Origin of the sequence: Streptomyces sp. NPDC050145, from assembly GCF_044460245.1 — a bacterium.
GTDB lineage: Bacteria > Actinomycetota > Actinomycetes > Streptomycetales > Streptomycetaceae > Streptomyces.
The window spans coordinates 415,457-432,522 of record NZ_JBITJS010000003.1; the positions used below are offsets into that span (position 1 = coordinate 415,457).

14 protein-coding genes are annotated in these 17,066 nt (G+C 71.5%); 6 read left to right on the plus strand and 8 right to left on the minus strand.

Annotated elements, in window-relative coordinates; all coding sequences use genetic code 11:
• Positions 1–122: 122 nt before the first annotated feature.
• Complete coding sequence (locus tag ACIBTU_RS08575; protein WP_399125214.1) at positions 123–1,577, minus strand: APC family permease; 1,455 nt, start codon at positions 1,575–1,577, stop codon at positions 123–125.
• 225 nt (positions 1,578–1,802) lie between these two features.
• Here ACIBTU_RS08575 and ACIBTU_RS08580 point away from each other — a divergent pair, with 225 nt between their 5' ends.
• Positions 1,803–2,006, plus strand: a complete 204-nt coding sequence (locus ACIBTU_RS08580; protein WP_399125215.1) for a ferredoxin — start codon at positions 1,803–1,805, stop codon at positions 2,004–2,006.
• 4 nt (positions 2,007–2,010) lie between these two features.
• Positions 2,011–3,189: an NAD(P)/FAD-dependent oxidoreductase gene (locus ACIBTU_RS08585; RefSeq protein WP_399125216.1), complete on the plus strand. Its 1,179-nt coding sequence runs from the start codon at positions 2,011–2,013 to the stop codon at positions 3,187–3,189.
• 75 nt (positions 3,190–3,264) lie between these two features.
• Here the strand turns inward: ACIBTU_RS08585 and ACIBTU_RS08590 are convergent, their stop codons facing one another.
• A complete protein-coding gene (locus tag ACIBTU_RS08590; RefSeq protein ID WP_399125218.1) occupies positions 3,265–4,035 on the minus strand; it encodes an SDR family NAD(P)-dependent oxidoreductase in 771 nt (256 codons plus the stop codon).
• A 217-nt stretch (positions 4,036–4,252) separates the two neighbouring features.
• On the opposite strand from ACIBTU_RS08590, the gene ACIBTU_RS08595 reads away from it, so the two are divergent.
• The 4 genes from ACIBTU_RS08595 to ACIBTU_RS08610 all read left to right on the plus strand — a co-directional run bounded on the left by ACIBTU_RS08595 (position 4,253) and on the right by ACIBTU_RS08610 (position 8,146).
• Complete coding sequence (locus ACIBTU_RS08595; RefSeq protein ID WP_399125219.1) at positions 4,253–5,242, plus strand: cytochrome P450; 990 nt, start codon at positions 4,253–4,255, stop codon at positions 5,240–5,242.
• Between the two features lie 88 nt (positions 5,243–5,330).
• Entirely contained in the window at positions 5,331–6,077 is a 747-nt protein-coding gene (locus ACIBTU_RS08600) for a response regulator transcription factor (protein ID WP_399125220.1), read from the plus strand.
• The gene (locus ACIBTU_RS08605; protein ID WP_399125221.1) at positions 6,074–6,472 is read left to right on the plus strand and encodes an acyl-CoA thioesterase; all 399 of its coding nucleotides are present in this window, start codon (positions 6,074–6,076) and stop codon (positions 6,470–6,472) included. The genes ACIBTU_RS08600 and ACIBTU_RS08605 overlap by 4 nt, the downstream gene beginning before the upstream one ends.
• A 102-nt stretch (positions 6,473–6,574) precedes the next feature.
• Positions 6,575–8,146, plus strand: a complete 1,572-nt coding sequence (locus ACIBTU_RS08610) for an AMP-binding protein (RefSeq protein ID WP_399125222.1) — start codon at positions 6,575–6,577, stop codon at positions 8,144–8,146.
• A 60-nt stretch (positions 8,147–8,206) separates the two neighbouring features.
• Here ACIBTU_RS08610 and ACIBTU_RS08615 read toward each other — a convergent pair whose 3' ends face one another.
• From ACIBTU_RS08615 to ACIBTU_RS08640, 6 genes are all read right to left on the minus strand, one after another.
• Positions 8,207–9,580 carry an NAD-dependent succinate-semialdehyde dehydrogenase gene (locus ACIBTU_RS08615; protein WP_399125224.1) on the minus strand — a complete coding sequence of 458 codons (1,374 nt, stop codon included), beginning with the start codon at positions 9,578–9,580 and terminating at the stop codon, positions 8,207–8,209.
• 132 nt (positions 9,581–9,712) lie between these two features.
• Positions 9,713–12,019, minus strand: coding sequence for a LuxR C-terminal-related transcriptional regulator (locus ACIBTU_RS08620; protein ID WP_399125225.1), 2,307 nt, complete (start codon positions 12,017–12,019; stop codon positions 9,713–9,715).
• A gap of 81 nt (positions 12,020–12,100) precedes the next feature.
• Positions 12,101–13,387 (minus strand): flavin monoamine oxidase family protein, encoded by a 1,287-nt coding sequence (locus tag ACIBTU_RS08625; protein ID WP_399125226.1) that lies wholly within the window; start codon positions 13,385–13,387, stop codon positions 12,101–12,103.
• On the minus strand, positions 13,384–14,718 hold the full coding sequence (locus ACIBTU_RS08630) for a flavin monoamine oxidase family protein (protein ID WP_399125227.1): 1,335 nt from the start codon (positions 14,716–14,718) through the stop codon (positions 13,384–13,386). The genes ACIBTU_RS08625 and ACIBTU_RS08630 overlap by 4 nt, the downstream gene beginning before the upstream one ends.
• A gap of 84 nt (positions 14,719–14,802) precedes the next feature.
• On the minus strand, positions 14,803–15,477 hold the full coding sequence (locus tag ACIBTU_RS08635) for a LuxR C-terminal-related transcriptional regulator (RefSeq protein ID WP_399125229.1): 675 nt from the start codon (positions 15,475–15,477) through the stop codon (positions 14,803–14,805).
• 232 nt (positions 15,478–15,709) lie between these two features.
• Complete coding sequence (locus tag ACIBTU_RS08640; RefSeq protein WP_399125230.1) at positions 15,710–16,822, minus strand: NDMA-dependent alcohol dehydrogenase; 1,113 nt, start codon at positions 16,820–16,822, stop codon at positions 15,710–15,712.
• Between the last annotated feature and the right edge of the window lie 244 nt (positions 16,823–17,066).

A 17,066-nucleotide genomic window follows, 5' to 3' on the forward strand; every position in this document is an offset into this window, starting at 1 on the left:
CGGCCGCCGCCCCCGGCCGGCGCGCGGCCCGCACGGCGTTCCAGAGCCGGGCGTTAGATCTGTCCAACGGGTTGACCGGCGCCCCCGCTCGCGGGGCCGCCGATCAACCATATGGACAGGGGTCAGTCCTGGTTGCCGATGCGGAGCCAGACCTCGTGCCGTCTGGCGTGCAGCCACCTCGAGTAGACCAGGGCGCCGACGAAGACGGCCACGACGAGTCCGATGGAGACGGTCGCCAGGGTCGCGTTGCCGCCCATCATGACGTTCTTGTTCAGGGTGGCCTGGGTGATCACGTAGGCGAAGCCGAGCGTCGCGAGGCCGGGGGCGATCAGCGCCTTCCACACCGACGGTTCGAGCCCGGTGTTGCGGCGGAAGGACCGGACCACCGACAGCGCGGTCCCGCCCATCAGTGTGATCAGGGTCCACAGGCCGAGACCGGAAGTCGCCAGGTAGGTCAGCACGGGATCGAGCCGCAAGGCCAAAACGGCCAGAGTGAAGACCCCGAGGGACGCGCCGATGGCGCCCGCGGCCCGGGTCGGCGCGTGGAATCGAGCGTCGACCTTGCCGAGCCAGGCCGGCAGCACACCGTCCCGGCCGAGGGCGAAGACGTAGCGTGCCGAGATGTTCTGCATGGCGAGCAGTGAGGCGAGTGCGCTGGTCACCATGATGACCACGGCGAGGTCGGCGATCGTCCTCCCGGCGTAGTGGGCCAGGCTTTCGGTGAAGCCGCCCGCCGGATCGGCGGCGGTCGCGATCGCGGCGTCCGTCCCGAAGGCGACCAGGTACGCCCACGAGCTGAGGGCGTAGAAGGCCGCGAGCAGGGCCACGGTGGCGTAGCTGGCCCGGGGAATGGTCCGCAGCGGGTCGTGGGTCTCGGTACGGAAGACCTGCAAGGACTCGAAACCGGCCAGGCTGGCGACGCCGAAGAGGAACGCCATGCCGGCCGACCCCGTGCCCAGCTGCGCGGTCACGTCCAGGCCCCGGCCCTCGGGGCCGCCGTCGAGGAAGACGCGCAGGTTCCAGAGCAGGACGATGGCGACCTCGACGCACAGGAAGACACCCAGCACCTTGGTGGACACGTCGATGTTGAAGAGGCTGATCGCCGTGACCAGGACCCACATCCCGAGGGCGCCCACCCACCAGTCGAGGTGGATGCCGGGGACGTAGGCGGCGACCAGCTTCTGGATCAGGATGCCGGTGAACACGTACGAGCCACCGGCCAGCAGTATGTAGCCGACGAGCGCGCACAAGCCGGCCCCGAGACCGGCGGATCGTCCGAGCCCCGCCGTGATGTACGTGTAGAAGGCTCCTGGCTGGCGCATGTGCCGGGCCATGGCCAGCACACCGACGGCGAACACGAGCATGAGCGCCATCACCAGAACGAACACGAGCGGCGTCGCCGCCCCGAGCCCGAGCCCGATGTCGAACGGGATGTAACCGGCCATCATCGCCAGCGGAGCGTTCAGGGCCAGCGCCGTCAGCACCAGACCGCCCGTTCCCAGGTGGCCCTTCAGGTGCGTCGCTTCCACCTTCGCGTGGCCGGCGGTCGCTTCCGCCGAATCGTTGTGAGGTTGCACGTCGGATCCTCTCTTCCCGCAAGGTCCCACGAAGCTAGAGCGCGTCGCACCGACTCCTCGGGCCGCCGGTGAGCGCTGTCCCCCGGCCGGGGGAGGACGGATTCCCGGGGGAGACCCCCCGGTTGGGCACTCTTCGGGGCCCGGCCCGTTCCGGGGCCGCGTACGGCTCCAGCCTGGTCGCCGGACCCGACGGAACGCACGGGCCAGAACGCAAGGAGAGCCCTCATGGCGCTGACACTCAAGATCGACCTCGACGGATGCACGGGCTGTGCCTGCTGCATGATGGAGTGCCCCGACCTCTTCGACATCGACGACGAGTCCGGGCAGGCCGTTCTCCTGGAGCCGCACCCCGGGGACGACCGCCTGGAGGAGGCGGAGCGCGCCGTGCGCTCGTGCCCCGAGGGCGTCATCGCCCTCGAGCGGGGCTGAGGCCGTGGACCGCGTGGTTGTGGTCGGAGGCTCGGTGGCGGCGGTCAACGCCGTCGACGGGCTCCGGCGTGCGGGACATCAGGGGGACATCACGCTGGTCAGTGCGGAGCACCTGCTGCCGTACGACCGGCCCGCACTGTCGAAGGAGGCGCTGCGGGAAGGCCACCCGCACGACAGCCTGCTGATCAAGAAGCCCGGCTGGTACGAGGAGAACGCCGTCGAGGTCCGTCTCGGCGCGGCGGCGGTCGGGCTCGACGCCGCCGCGAAGACGCTGTTCCTCGCCGGCGGCCGGGAGTTGTCCTACGACGGCCTCGTGGTCGCCACCGGATGCCGGCCCCGCCCGCTGGGGATGCTCGACGGCGTGCCTCAGGTGCACGAGGTGAGGTCGTTCGGCGACGCACAGGTCCTGCACGAGGAGCTGCGGCCCGGCCGCCGACTGGTGATCATCGGGGCCGGCTTCATCGGTCTCGAGGTCGCCGCCACGGCCCGGAAGCTGGGCTTGGACGTCTCGGTCGTGGAGATCGCCCCGGTCCCGCTGACCCGGGTGCTCGGCGCGGAGCTCGGGCACTGGTTCCAGGACCACCACGTCGCACAGGGGGTGGACTTCTACTGCGGCAACGGAATCGACCGGGTCGAGGTCACCTCCGGCGGGAACCGGGTCCGTCTCGCCGACGGCACCGTGCTGACCGCCGACCTCATCGTCGCCGGTGTCGGGGTCCAGCCCGAGTGCGGCTGGCTCGAGGGCAGCGGCGTCGAGGTGGCGAACGGGGTGCTGTGCGACGAGACGCTCAGGACCACGGCCCCCGACGTGGTCGCGGCCGGCGACCTCGTGCGCTGGCCGAACCGGCTGTTCGGCGAGACCATGCGGGTCGAGCAGTGGCTGAACGCGGTCGAGCAGGGCAACCACGCGGCCCGCACGCTCCTCGGCGAGAACGAGCCGTACGCGCCCGTCCCGTACTTCTGGTCGGACCAGTTCGACGCCAAGATCAAGTTCGTCGGCCAGGTGGACGGCCGGGACCAGGTCAAGATCGTCCAGGCGGACGACACCTCGCTGGTCGCCCTGTTCGGCCGCGGGGAACGCCTGCGCGGCGCGCTGTGCATCAACGCGCCGCGTCAACTGGCGCTGAGCAAGCGGGACATCCTGAACGGCGTGTCCTGGGCCGAGGCCGCATCGCGCGCCTGATCCGCGAGCACAGAAAGGCATCGGCCGGTGTGAGCGACGAGCTCACACCGGCCGATACGTTCGCGGGCTGACGGGTCACTGAGTGGAGTAGCCACCGTCCACGACGAGCACCTGACCCGTCATGAAGTCCGACGCCGAGGACGCGAGGAAGACCGTCGGACCGGCGTACTCCTCGGGCTGCGCGGCGCGGCCCATCGGGGTCTTCTTCTTGACGTACGCCTGGAGGGCCTCGTTCTCCTTGAGGTTGCCGATCATCGCGGTGTCCACGAAGCCCGGCGCGATGGCGTTCACCTGGACCCCGGCACGGGCCCACTCCAGAGCCACCGCCTTGGTGAGGCCGATGAGACCGTGCTTGGCGGCGATGTACACGCTGTCGTCGAGCATGCCGACCAGACCGAGTACCGAGGCGATGTTGATGACCTTGCCGCCCCCGTCCTTGAGGTACGGCGACGCCGCCTTGGTCATCACCCAGCAGGACTGGAGATTGAGGTCCATGACCCGCTGGTACACCGCGAGGTCGGTCTTCTCGATGGGTGAATCGTGGTCGTCGGCGGCGTTGTTGACGAGGATGTCGAGCCCGCCGAGGATCTCCGCGGCGGAGTGGATCGCTGCCTCCGCGGACTCCGGGGTCCGCAGGTCCGTGGCGAGGATGTCGATCCGGCCCGGTGCGCCGGAGGCCAGTGCGGCGGTTTCCTGGAGGGCCTTCTCGGTGCGGGCCGCGGCGACCACGTGGGCGCCCGCGCCGGCGAGGGCGACGGCTATGGCGCGGCCGATGCCGCGGCTGGCTCCCGTGACGAGCGCGCGCTTGCCGGTGACGTCGAAGAGCTGGGTGGGTGCTGAAGTCATGCGCCGACCATGCACGCAGTGGGTCATGAGCCACCGTGAACGGCAGGCGAGGACTGCCCGGTTGGGTGATGTCGCGAGGGGTGGCGGCCGACGGCGACGGGCCCTTTGTCGTCCTGGACGGCCCTCCCAGGTGGGTGTACCTCGCCGCACGTTGTACCGACGCCTGAGCTTCGAGGCCACCATGGTCCGCCCGACCGATCGACGAACAGGAGTGGGAATGGCACACGTCCCGGCCGATGAGCGGCGCGAGCAGTTCATCACCGCGGCGGTCGCGGTGATCGCCGAGGTCGGCGTCGAGGGCGCCGGCCAGGACTGGATCCGCGAGATCGTCGTCACGGTCCTCGACCGCCTCGATGCCGCGGAGACCTGCGACCTGGTGAGCGCCGTCTCCCAGCCGGTCGTCGCGCGGGTCGTCCACCGCTTCCTCGGCATCCCGGAGGAGGAGGACGTCAAGTGGGCGAACTACATGAAGCGCTACATGGGCCGCGACGACCCGGACCTGAACCCGGGCGGCATCGACGCCTACGTCAATGAGCTCCTGCCGACCCTGATGCAGGAGGTCACCCACATGATCGACGCGCGCCGGGCGAACCCCACCGACGACCTGATCAGTGTCCTCGTGCACGCCGAGATCGACGGGCAGACGTTCTCGGCCGAGGAGATCATGTACGGCACGCTGCTCCTCATCGGTGCCGGCAACGACAGCGCGATGGCGACGTACGTGAGCGCGATGAAGGCGCTGATGGAAAATCCCGACCAGCGCCGCCTGGTCCTCGACGACATGTCGCTCGTGCCGAACGTCGTCGAGGAGGCCCTGCGGATGTACCCGGCGTTCTCGATGATGCGGCGCACGGCGACCAAGGACGTCGAGATCGGCGGCCGGCTGATCAAGGAGGACGACAAGGTCGTCATGTGGTATCCGTCGTCCAACCGGGACGAGGACAGGTACGAAGGCCCGCACTGCTTCGACGTGACCCGCAACCCCGAGCTCCAGGCGTTCGGAGCCGGCGGCCGTCACTTCTGCCTCGGCAACGCGCTGGCCCGGCTCGAGCTGCGGCTGATGATCGAGGAGACGCTGAAGCGCTATCCGGAGATGGAGATCGCCGGCGAGGCGCCGCATGCCGAGTCGTTCTTCATCAACCAGGTCAAGGCGCTGCCGGTGAAGCTGGGCCGCCGCACCTTCGGCGCAGGTAGCCGAAACAGGTAGTTTCACGGGTGCTCGCGCGCGCGTCGGCGACGACTGTGCACATAGCAGGCGAACGCCTGGCGAACGAGACGTCGAACGAGGTGCTGCGATGACGATGGCCGCGACGCGATGTTCCGAAGCCACGGACCGGCGAGTGGAGGACGGGACGGACGGCCTGCGCCCGCAACGGGTGCTCGTGGTCGACGAGCACGAGTTGCTGTCGGCGGGGCTGCGCGCGGTCCTCACCGACGCGTCGTGGGTCGACACCTGCCTGGTGGCGAGCTCGGCGGACACGGCCCTGCGGGTGGTGCGTCGTCACCTGCCGCAGATCGTGCTGGTCAGTACGTCGCTGGGGGACTGGTCCGCACCCGAGCTGTGCCGGATCCTGCGGGAGCAGATGCCGCACGTGAAGGTGGTGCTGATGTTCGCCGAGGGCCGGGTCCCGGCAGCGCCCGCGGCGGCGCTGGGCGCGGTGGCGGCGCTGTCGAAGCGGATGGTGCCGGGCGCCCTCGTGCGGGCGCTGCGGCATGTCGCCGAGGGCGGCCGGATCTTCCCGAAGGCACTGGTGTCGGCCCCGAAGGTCCAGCTGTCCCGGCGGGAGCTCGACGTCCTGCGGCACCTGGCGTCAGGGTTGAGCAACCCGGAGACCGCCGCCACCCTCCATCTGTCCCGCCACACGGTGAAGCAGCACACGAGCGCGGTGTACCGAAAGCTCGGCGTGCGCAACCGCGCCGAGGCCGCGAGCCGCGCGCAGGAACTCGGCCTGCTCGGCCGCGCCGGCACCGGCCTGCCGGGGACGCCGGTGACGCGGCCCGGGGCACCGGCGACCGCTCCGGCATGGGCAGGTGCCCGGTGAATCCGCGATGGACGACCGAGCTCGAACTGCGCGAGGAGTACGTCGACTACCTCGGGCACGTGACCGCCGCCGCCCACCTCACGCTCTTCGAACTCGCGCACGGGCACTGGCTCGCCGAGCTGATGGCCGACCCGGCGCCCGCGTTCGTTCTCGTACGCCTCGAACTGGACTACCGGCGCGAGCTGCTCCTGGCGGACGGCCCCGTCATCGCCTCCCTCGCGCCCGTGCGCCTCACCCGCAGCACCGTCGTGATCCAGGAGGAACTGCGCACGGCGGCACGCGGTGTGCACACCGAGGCGACGGCGACCCTGGTCAGATGGGACCGGGTACGCCGTCGGTCGATGCCCTTCCCCGCGTCGGAACGCGCCGGGATCGAGGCGTGGCTCGCGCGGTGACCGCTGCGGGGGCAGGGGAGCGGGAAGTCCGCCTCCCCCGACCGGGCGGGCGGGGCAACGACGGGAGCCCGGTATCGCAGAGTTGGCGGGGACGATTCCGTCATGCCTTCCCAGGACAGCATCCTCTCCGTCATCCGTACCGCAGCCGCCGAGGACCCTGACCGCGAGTTCCTGCGGATCGGCGGCCGGTCCTTCACCCGTCAGGAGACCCTCGACCACGTCGAGCGCGTGGCGCGAGGCCTGCGCGCCCTCGGTGTCGCACCCGGGGACCGCGTCGGCGTGATGTGCGGCAACCGGCCCGAGTCCCTCTTCGCCTGGCTCGGAGCGAACGCGGCCGGGGCGATCGACGTGCCCTTCAACATCGAGGCCCGCGGCCGGCTCCTGGACCACTTCGTGCACGACGCCCGACCTCGGGTGCTGGTCGGCACTGCGGACTGCCTGCGGATCCTGGCCGACACGATCACCGACGATCCCGTGTACGTCGTCTGCGTCGGGGAGGCCGCCGGGACCCCGTTCGGTGACCGCGCCCGGCAGCTCGGATTCGACGAACTGCTCGCGCTCGGCGCGGACTTCGCGCAGGAGCTGCCCGCGCCGCGGGCGAGCGGCACGGCGACCATCATGTACACCTCCGGGACCACCGGACCCTCCAAGGGCGTGATGCTGCCGCAGCGTTACTACCCGGCCCAGGGCGAACACGCGGTGCGCCTGACGGGCCTGCGGGCGGACGACGTCGTGCTCTGCGTCCAGCCGCTGTTCCACATCGACGCCCGCGCCTTCGTCGCCACGACCTGGGTCGCCGGCGGAGTCGTGGTGATCGGCCACCGGTTCAGCGTCACCGGATTCTGGGACGAGGTCCGCGAACACGGCGCGAGCGTCTTCTCGACCATCGGCACCATGCTGTGGATGCTCTTCAAACAGGCGCCGCGCGCGGACGACGCCGCCCTGCCGGCGAGGCTGGCGATCTGCTCATCCACCCCGGGCGAGATCCTGCGCGACTTCGAGCGCCGCTTCGGTGTGGACCTCATCGAGGCGTACGGCATGACAGAGTGCGTGCTCATCACCTCGGCGCCCGCGGGCTCCACGGTGCCGGGCCGCATCGGCGACGCCGTCCCCGAACTCGACGTGCGGCTGGTCGACGACACCGACATGCCGGTCGCGCCCGGCGAGGTGGGGGAGCTGGTCTGCCGCCCGCGTGAGCCCTTCTCGATGATGCAGGGCTACTGGGGCAGGCCCGAGGCGACGCTCGAAGCATGGCGCAACCTCTGGTTCCACACCGGGGACCTGATGCGGCGGCACCCGGACGGGCTCGAGTACGTCGGCCGCCGGAAGGACTCCATCCGCCGACGCGGCGAGAACGTGTCCGCCTGGGAGGTGGAGGAGGCCGTCGTGGCCCACCCCAAGGTCCTGGAGGCCGCCGCGATCGGAGTGCCGTCCGAAGTCGGTGAGGAGGACGTGGCCGTCCTGGTCGTGCCGCTGCCGGGCCAGGACCTCGAGGCACGGGAGCTGGTCGCGTTCGTCGCCGAGGACCTGCCGCGGTTCGCGGTTCCGCGCTACGTCGAGTTCGTCGGCAGCCTCCCGAAGACACCCTCGGAGCGCATCGAGAAGGCGAAGGTGCGCGAGCGCGGCATCACGGCCGCCGCCTGGGACGCGAACGTCGAGCTCGGCCGTAGGTGAGGAGATGTGTGGGGCGTGCACCACGGGTGCGCGCCCCACAGCCGACGTGTCGGTGGAGCTTCAGGCGCCGGTCCGGATGAGCTTGCGGTTGACGAACTCCTCGGCGCCGAACCGGCCCAGCTCGCGGCCGAAGCCGGACAGCTTGACGCCGCCGAACGGGAGGCCGGGCTCCTCGGCGCCGACGACGTTCACGTAGACCATGCCGGCCTCGATCCGGTCGGCGACACGGCGCGCCTGCTCGGGGTCGGTCGTGAACACGTACGAGCCGAGACCGAACGGGGTGTCGTTCGCGACCTCGATCGCCTCTTCCTCCGAGTGCACCCGGTACACGTGCGCGAACGGCCCGAAGAACTCCTCCTTGGCCGCCTCGTTGGCGGGGTCGATGTCGACCAGGACGGTGGGGTCGACGAAGGCTCCGTCGCGCGTGCCGCCCAGCGCGATCCTGGCGCCGCCCTCGACCGCACGGTTCAGCAGCTTCTCGAGCCCTTCGGCCGCGCCGACCGAGGAGACCGGGCCGAGTACGGTGTCCTCGGAGTCAGGTGCTCCCGGCCGGAGTCCGGCCAGTGTGGCGACCACCTTCTCGACGAAGGCGTCGTAGAGCTCGTCGATGACGATGTAGCGCTTCGCGCCGTTGCAGGCCTGGCCGGCGTTGTCGTAGAAGCGGGCGCCGAGCGCGGCCTCCACGGCCGCGTCGAGGTCGTCGGTGCTCAGCAGGACGAACGGGTCCGAGCCGCCGAGTTCCAGGACTGCCTTCTTGAGGTGACGTCCGGCGCTCTGCGCGACCGTCGCACCGGCCTTCTCCGAGCCTGTGACCGAGACACCGGCGACCCGTGGGTCCGCGATGACGGTGTCGATCTGGGCGTAGGTGGCGTAGACGTTCTCGTAGGCGCCGGCGGGGAAACCGGCGTCCAGCAGCAGCTGTTCGATGGCCGCCGCGGACTGCGGGCACTGCGAGGCGTGCTTGAGCAGGATGGTGTTGCCCGCCATCAGGTTGGGCGCGGCGAAACGCGCGACCTGGTAGTAGGGGTAGTTCCACGGCATGACACCCAGCAGGACGCCCAGCGGCTGGCGCCGGACCACCGCGGTGCCCTCGCCCCACGCCAGCGGAACCGGCTCGTCGGCCAGGAACTCCTCGGCCCGGTCCGCGTAGTACTCGAAGATCGCGGCCGCGAAGTCCACCTCCAGGACACCCTGGTTGGTCGGCTTGCCCATCTCGCGGCTGATGACGGACGCCAGTTCCTCCCGGCGCTCGACGAACAGCGCCGCGGCGTTGCGCAGCAGCGTCGCACGGTCCGTGACCGACGAGGTACGCCCCCAGGTGCGGTACGCGGCGCCGGCGCGGTCCAGCTTCGCGGCAAGCTCCTCGTCCGACAGTGCGGCGTACTCCTTGACGGTCTCCCCGGTGGTGGGGTCGACAACCGCGTAGGTACTCACGGCATCCCTCTTTCTCGATGGCTGAGCGCTTGCCACCCACCTTCGGCGCCCCGGCGCGGCACCGGCCGGTGCCGGCCGAAAGGACCCCCTAGTCGGGGGAGGGAGGGTGCGGAAACCGGCGCGGGAGGGGCGTCAGCCCTGCGCGGCCTGCTGGGTCAGCCAGATCGCGATCTGCGCGCGTGAGGTGAAGCCCTGCTTGGACAGGATCCGCTCGACGTGCCCCTCGGCGGTCCGCAGGGAGATCACCAGCCGGGCGGCGATCTCCTTGTTCGACAGGCCCTCGGCCACGAGACGCGCCACCTGCTGTTCGCGCGGGGTGAGCCGGGTCGCAGGTGCGGGCGGTTCCGGCGACTCGTCGTCGGCCGACTCGCGCAGAGCCACCGCGATCACCTCGTCGACACCGAGGCGGCTGCCGCGCTCGCGGGCCACCTCGAACCGGGCGTCTCCCACCCGCTCACGCGCCATCGCCTCGTAGCGCTTGCGGAACGCGCGCATCTGGCGTGCGCCGAGCGTGCGCCAGATCTCGTCGGTGGCCCCGAAGAGCAGCGCCGCCCGCTCCGCCTCACCCCGGACCGCGGCGGTCCAGGCGACGCTCTCCAGGGTCAGCCCGAGCCCCAGCGTGTCGCGGAAGACCTGCTTGATCCGCAGCGCCTCGAACAGCTCCTGCTCGGCCCGCTCGGGGTCCCCGTCGAACAGTGTCAGGATGCCGCGCAGCCAGTGGGCGTAGGACAGGTTCCACCGCTCGCCGCGCGCGGCGCAGCGTTCTCGCAGCTCGTCGGCGACCGAGCGGGCGTGCTCGTGGTCGCCCAACATGAGGAGGGAGGCGCCGAGTTCGACCATCAGGCTCTCGGCGTACTGGGCCTCCATGCCGCTGGCGGTGTACTCGGCCAGCGCCTCGGTCAGGAGCGGCACCGCGCTCGCCAGGTCCGCCGTGCCGCCGAGCGAGCGGCGGAATCCGCGCACGTGATCGGCGTAGGCGCGGGCCCGGTCGTCGAGGCCGGCGGCCAGTTCGTGGGCCAGGTCCGCGTGGGTGGCCGAGGCGTCGTCGTCACCTTGGAACCCGGCGATGTACGCGGTGGTCGCCAGGGCCCAGACGCGTTCGTGGGTCGGCTCCCGGTGCAGGGCCAGACCGCGGTCCAGCCACAGGCGCGCCTCGGTGAGGTGGTCCATCGCACCCCAGAACCAGGGCACCGCCGCCATCCGGAGGCCGGTCGCGGCCTCGCCGGGCACGGACATGCAGTACTCGAGCGCCTGCCGGATGTTGGCGTGCTCCAGTTGGAGACAGGTCGCCCACTCCTCCTGCAGGGGGCCGGCCCACTCACGTCCGGCCGTGGCGATCAGCTCGGCGTAGCGGTCGCGGTGGCGCCGTGCGGTGTCGGCGGCCTCCGCGGCCTCCGCCAGCCGGGCCCGCCCGTACTCGCGCAGCGTCTCCAGCATCCCGAACCGTGTGTGGCCCGCGTGCTCCCCGCGGATGAGGATCGACTTGTCGACCAGGCGAGCCACCGTGTCGAGGACGGCGGCGACAGGCAGGCGTTCGTCGGTGCACACCCCCTCGAGCGCGTCCGTGGTGAAGCCGCCCGCGAAGACCGATGCGCGGGCCCACAGGAGCTGCTCGACCGGCGTGCAGAGGTCGTAGCTCCAGTCGATGAGGGCGCGTAGCGTCTGGTGCCGCTCCGGGAGGTTCCGGCTGCCCTCGCGAAGCAGCTCGAACCGGTCGTCGAGCCGGCTCGCGAGCTCGTCGACGGTCAGCGCGCGCAGGCGCACACAGGCCAGCTCGATCGCCAGCGGGATGCCCTCCAGCCGGCGGCAGAGCCGGACGACCGCCGCCTCGTTCCGCTCGGTGATCGTGAAGCCCGGCAGGACCGCGGCGGCCCGGTCGGCGAACAGCGCGACCGCCGGGTACCGCTTGGCGGTGCCTGACTGAAGAGCGTCGGGCTCAGGCGTCCGCAAAGGCGCGACCGGATAGATGTGCTCGCCGACGGTCCGCAGTGCCTGGCGGCTGGTGACCAGGACCTTCACCTCGGGTGCGGCGCGCAGCACCCGGTCCACCAGATCGGCGGTCGCGTCGACGAGGTGCTCGCAGTTGTCCAGGACGAGCAGCAGGCGGCGCTTGCCCAGGAAGTCCTCCAGCGCGCCGAGCGGATCCACGGCGGGCTGTTCGCGCAGCCCGATGGCGTCCCTGACCGTCTGAGGCAGCAGATCGGGATCGGTCAGCGAGGCGAGCTCCACGAGGTAGACCCCGTCGGGGAACGCGCGGCGCATGGTGTGACCCGCCTGGAGCGCGAGACGTGTCTTGCCGACCCCGCCCATGCCGGTCAGCGTCACGAGCCGGCTCGCCGAGAACAGCTGCCGCACGGCGGCCAGATCGTCCCGTCGTCCCACGAAGCTCGTGAGGTCGGCGGGCACGGCCCGCGGGGAACTCGCCGACGGTGATGCCAAGGTGTTCCTTCGTGGTGCGGCTGCGGTACGGCTGGCGAACCTACCAGCGCATTCGCGCCACCGGAAGTGATCGCGCGGGTCCTAGTTCGCCGCCGCGACCAGCGGTTTCGCGCCCCGCCGCCGTTGCAGGACCTCGTCCGCCGCCCGCTCGCCCGAGCGCAGCGCGCCGTCCATGCCGGTGGCCCACATCTCGGCCGTGTGCTCACCCGCGAAGTGGACCGGGCCGACGCTCTGGGCCAGCAGGCTGGGGAGCCTCGGGAAGTCACCCATCAGGGTCGACACGACGCCGCCGGCGTACGGCTCCCGCGTCCAGTCCTGCACCAGTCCCGCGAGGCGCCGAGGCCGCAGCCCGGTGGCGGCCTCGACCAGCCGGTCCAGGGCGCCCAGGGCCCGAGCCTCATCGCGGAGCACGCCGTCGGCGCGGTCGGCGAGCAGGCCGAGCACGACCACCGAGTCCCGCGGCCCGACCGGCCGGGCCCAGATCAGCGAGATCGGGCCGTCGCTCAGCGCCGACCGGCCGAGGCGGCGGACGAGCTCCGCGCCGTCGGCGTACTGGCCGATCACCTTGCCGCCCTGGGTCATCGGGGTGCTGAGCAGCGCGTCGGTCTTCCATTCGGGCAGCACGGGGGCGAACCCGATCCGCAGCGTGGGCGTGACCGGCGTCGCGACGACCACGTCCTGGCCGGTGAACCGGTCCGTGTCCGTCTCGACGACCAGCCCGCCGCGGCCCCGGCGCACCAGCCGCACCGGCTGCTCCAGTCTGATGTCGACCCCCTCGGCCATCGCCCGCGCGAGCGAGTCGGTGCCGTCGGCCAGCATCCAGCAGACCCGTCCGACGTGCGGTGGTTCGAGCATCGACATCCGGATCTGGGACGCCTCGTGCACCGGGTTGTATCCGGTCTGCCCGCAGAACAGCCGGCGGGCGACGGGGGAGAGGCCGGCACGGGCCGCCCAGGCCGGGATCGTCTCGGTCGGCGACGGCGGGGCGCTGTCGAGAGCGGCGCGGACTTCGTCGGCGATCCGGTCTCGCGCGTCGTCGGCGAGCCGCAGCCCGTCGACGACGACGGTCTCGCGCAGCGGCGAGGCCGCGGTCAGCCGGCCGTCCGGATCCGTGGGGAACAGCGCGACCTGCGGGGTGATGGCCACCTTGAGGTCGGCGCAGTACTCGAGGATCTTGTCCTGGCCGATGTCGATGAACGAGGCGCCCAGGTCCGCCGGCTGCCCGTGGCACAGGCGGTCACGCACCGTACGGGTGCGGCCGCCGACGTACGGCTGCGCCTCGAGGACGACGACCTCCTCCCCGTGACGGGCCAGTCTCCGCTCGGCCGCGAGCCCGGCGAGGCCCGCGCCGATGACGATCGTGCTCATGCGCGCACCAACCTCTCGTTGATCTCGGCGAGTGACATGCGGGTGGGCAGCCGGAGCACCTCGTCGGCCGCCCGAGCGCCGGACCGCACGGCGGCCTCCAGGGTGCCGCCCAGGTGGGCGTCGGTGTGGTCACCGGCGAAGTGGACCCGCCGGTCCGGTGTCGCGAACTGGGCGGCAAGGGCGCCCCGGGCGGTGTGCCGGGCCGTCGCACCCATACCGAGCGCGAACGGGTCCGCCGTCCAGTTCTTGCGGGCGCTCGCGATCCGGGTGACCGGTGCGCCGATGGCGACGCCCACGAGGGCGTCGAGGGCGTCGAGCGCCGTGCGATCGCTCTCGATCACGTGCCGTTGCGTGCCGGAGACGAACCCGCTGACCACGGCGGGACCGTCCGTGACATGGGGATTGCCGACCCACGCGGTGTTCACCGGCCCGTCACTGAAGACGCCGCGGGTGAGCGCGGCGCGGACCGCGTCGCCCTCCGCGTACTGGGCGATCACCTTGCCACCGGCCGCGCGCTGCAACGAGGTGAGCGCCCCCGTGAGCGTCGCGGGGAGCGGCGGATCGAAACCGATCGTCGGCAGCACGAACGCCGGTACGGCCATCACGACCTGGCGCGCGAGCAGCCGCTCACAGCTCTCCAACTCGACCTCGACCCGGCCGCCGGACTGCCGGACGCCCCGTACCGGGGCTTCGAGGCGTACGTCGAGATCGTGGGCGAGTCGGTCGGCCAGCGCCTGCGCACCACCCAGAATGCGCCGGACCGGGCCGAGATGAGGGCCGAGCAGGTACTGCGTGTCGGTCTGGAAGGGGTCGTACTGCACCGGCATCCGGGCGATCCCGGCCAGCGCCCCGCGGGCGAGCGCGGAGAGCCCCGCGCGACGGATCCACTGCTCGGCGACCTCGTGCGGCTCCGGGGGTGTGGCGAGCAGCGCGACCCGGATCTCGTCGTCGACCGCCGCGAATCGCGGCCCGGTCAGCAGCTCGGAGCCCACGACGATCCGTTCGTCGGCGAGCAGGCCCTCCAGCGGCGTCTCGTCGGGCCGGGTGTCCGGGCGCTCGATCCACACGGGGTCGGACAGTTCGACGCCGACCTCCGCGCACAGGCGGATCAGCGCGTGCGCGCCGGTGCCCACCAGCTCCGCGCCCAGGTCGCCGTACTGCCCTGCGGCGAAGCACTCCCGCACCGTGCAGGTGCGCCCGCCGACCCGGTCGCGGGCTTCGAGCACGGTCACTTCGGTACCGGCCGCGGCGAGTGCCCGTGCGGCGGTGAGGCCGGCCGGCCCCGCCCCCACCACGAGGACCCGGGCCGGGTCGTGGTTGCTCAACGTCATGGCGTCATGATCGGTGCCGCGGCCGGTTCCCGGACCGGCTCGGGGCGCCGATACCGCCCGGCTGGGGGAGAACGGCAGCGGTGGTCAGACCAGCAGGCCCAGTTGCTGGGCGCGGCTCGCGGCCTGAGCCCGGTTGCGCACCCCGAGCTTGCGGTAGACCGCGCTCGTGTGCTGCTTGACCGTGTGCCGGGAGAGGTTCAGGGAGGCGGCGACCTCGGGGTTGCTGAGCCCTGAGGCGACGTGCTGCAGGATGTCCAGCTCGCGCGGGGACAGCCGCACGGCCGGCGGCCGGGCGTCCACCGGGAAGACCCGGGCGCCTTCGGCGACGCGGCGCAGAGCGGCCGCGATCGCCGCGCGCGGCATGTGCTTCGACAGAGACGCGACCGCGCCGTGCTGGAGCGCCATGGACGCGGACATGCGCCCTTCGCCGGACATGAGCACGACGCGGACGTGCGACATGTGCTCCTTGAACATCCGGCACAGTTCGAGGCCCGACCGGCCGCCGAGGGAGGAGCTCACGAGGACCAGTTGCGGACGGTGCCGCTGGGCCACGTGCCAGGCCGTCTCGGCCGACGGCGCGACCAGGCACGACGCGACCCACGGCTCGTCCGTGAGGATCGAGCGCAGCCCGGCCTGGACGAGTTCGTTCTCGTCCACACAGAGGATCCGCTGGGATCGACATCGGTCCTCGGGGGCCGGTCCGGCCGGCATGACGCCGATGGCGCTCCGTGAACGGGTCTGCAGGAGAACTTCACTCATCGTTCCTCCTCGGGGGCGGCTCTGTTTCCCACGTGTTCGTGCCTCCGAGACTGCTTCCGGGCCGCCCCCCGGAGCACCGGGGGAACTACCTGCACCAGTACCTGTTCGTGTGAGCGGGGTCACTCGCGGGTCACTCCAGGGGCAGCCCCCGAAGCCGTTCCGGCCGGGAAACGGAACGGCGCGGTGCGACCGTGTGGGGCCGCACCGCGCCGGACTGTGAGGGAGGAGTACCTCAGTGTTCGTGGATGATCACGCCTCGGATGTTCTTGCCGTCCACCAGGTCCTGGTAGCCCTGGTTGATCTCGTCGAGCCGGTAGCGCCGGGTGACCAGCTCGTCGAGCTTGAGCCGCCCCGCCTGGTAGAGATCGAGGAGCTTGACGATGTCGTACTGGGGGTTGCAGCCGCCGAACAGGGACCCGGTGATCGTCTTCTCCCAGAGCGTCAGCTCCGCGCCGGAGACCCGCACATTGAGCGCCTCCATGCTGCCCAGGCCGGTCACCACGACGACGCCGCCCTTGCCGATAGCCGAGAAGGCGGACTGCACCACGGTCTCTTCGAGGGTGCCGACGAGGACGAGCGCCTGGTCGGCCATCTTGCCCCGGGTGAGCTCCCGGATCGTCTCCAGCGCCGGCTCGGCGTCAGCGAAGACGTGCGTGGCACCGAACTTCAGCGCCGTCTCCCGCTTGAACTCCTGCGGATCCACCACGACGACGTGCTTCGCGCCCGCCTGGACCGACGCCTGCACCGAGTTCATGCCGAGACCGCCGGCGCCGTAGATCACCGTGGTGTCGCCGGCCCGTACGTTGCCGCTGTTGACGGCGGTGCCCCAGCCGGTCGGGACGCCGCAGCCGACCAGGACGGCGGTCTCCAGCGGGATCGACGGGTCGATCTTGACCACCGAGTACTGGGACACCGTCGCGTACTGCGAGAAGGAGCCGAGGGAGCACATGCCGCCGACGTCGGTGCCCTCGTGGTGGAAGCGGAAGGTGCCGTCCAGCATCTGTCCGTCCAGCAGGAACTCGCCGAGATCGCACAGGTTCTGCCGGCCCGTGGAGCAGTAGCGGCAGATTCCGCAGCTCGGGATGAAGCTGCACACGACATGGTCGCCGGGCTTGACCTTGGTGACGCCGGGGCCGACCTCCTCGACGACGCCGGCTCCCTCGTGCCCGGCGACGATCGGCAGGCGGGAAGGGAGATCGCCGCTCGGCAGATGGAGATCGGAGTGGCACAGACCGGCCGCGACGAAGCGGATCAGGACCTCGCCCGCACGCGGCCCGTCCAGGTCGAGCTCAAGGATCTCGAACGGCTGGTCGAGGCCGGTCAGGACGGCGGCTTTCGTCTTCATGGGTGTCTTCCTCAGTCTGGACGGTGAGCAGATCGCGGTGCGGTGGGACGCAGGGCGAACGAAGCCCCTGAAGTAAGCAGCGCGCGTCGCGGCCGTTCCCGCCGAGCGGGGAAAGACCGCCCACCTGGGGGACCGGCCACCGTGCGCGGGCTGGTCCCCCAACCGGGTGCGGGATACGGCGGCGCCGATCACCGCACCGCGCTGGCACGCTTTGCTGCCCCCTGAGCCGGGGCGGCGGAGTCGC

Excerpts from the sequence above, each read along its gene's own strand:
- ACIBTU_RS08595 (WP_399125219.1), top strand. The coding sequence starts at position 4,253 with ATGGCACACGTCCCGGCCGATGAGCGGCGCGAGCAGTTCATCACCGCG.
- ACIBTU_RS08635 (WP_399125229.1), bottom strand. The coding sequence starts at position 15,477 with ATGAGTGAAGTTCTCCTGCAGACCCGTTCACGGAGCGCCATCGGCGTC.
- ACIBTU_RS08580 (WP_399125215.1), top strand. The coding sequence starts at position 1,803 with ATGGCGCTGACACTCAAGATCGACCTCGACGGATGCACGGGCTGTGCC.
- ACIBTU_RS08610 (WP_399125222.1), top strand. The coding sequence starts at position 6,575 with ATGCCTTCCCAGGACAGCATCCTCTCCGTCATCCGTACCGCAGCCGCC.
- ACIBTU_RS08590 (WP_399125218.1), bottom strand. The coding sequence starts at position 4,035 with ATGACTTCAGCACCCACCCAGCTCTTCGACGTCACCGGCAAGCGCGCG.
- ACIBTU_RS08600 (WP_399125220.1), top strand. The coding sequence starts at position 5,331 with ATGACGATGGCCGCGACGCGATGTTCCGAAGCCACGGACCGGCGAGTG.
- ACIBTU_RS08625 (WP_399125226.1), bottom strand. The coding sequence starts at position 13,387 with ATGAGCACGATCGTCATCGGCGCGGGCCTCGCCGGGCTCGCGGCCGAG.
- ACIBTU_RS08630 (WP_399125227.1), bottom strand. The coding sequence starts at position 14,718 with ATGACGTTGAGCAACCACGACCCGGCCCGGGTCCTCGTGGTGGGGGCG.
- ACIBTU_RS08640 (WP_399125230.1), bottom strand. The coding sequence starts at position 16,822 with ATGAAGACGAAAGCCGCCGTCCTGACCGGCCTCGACCAGCCGTTCGAG.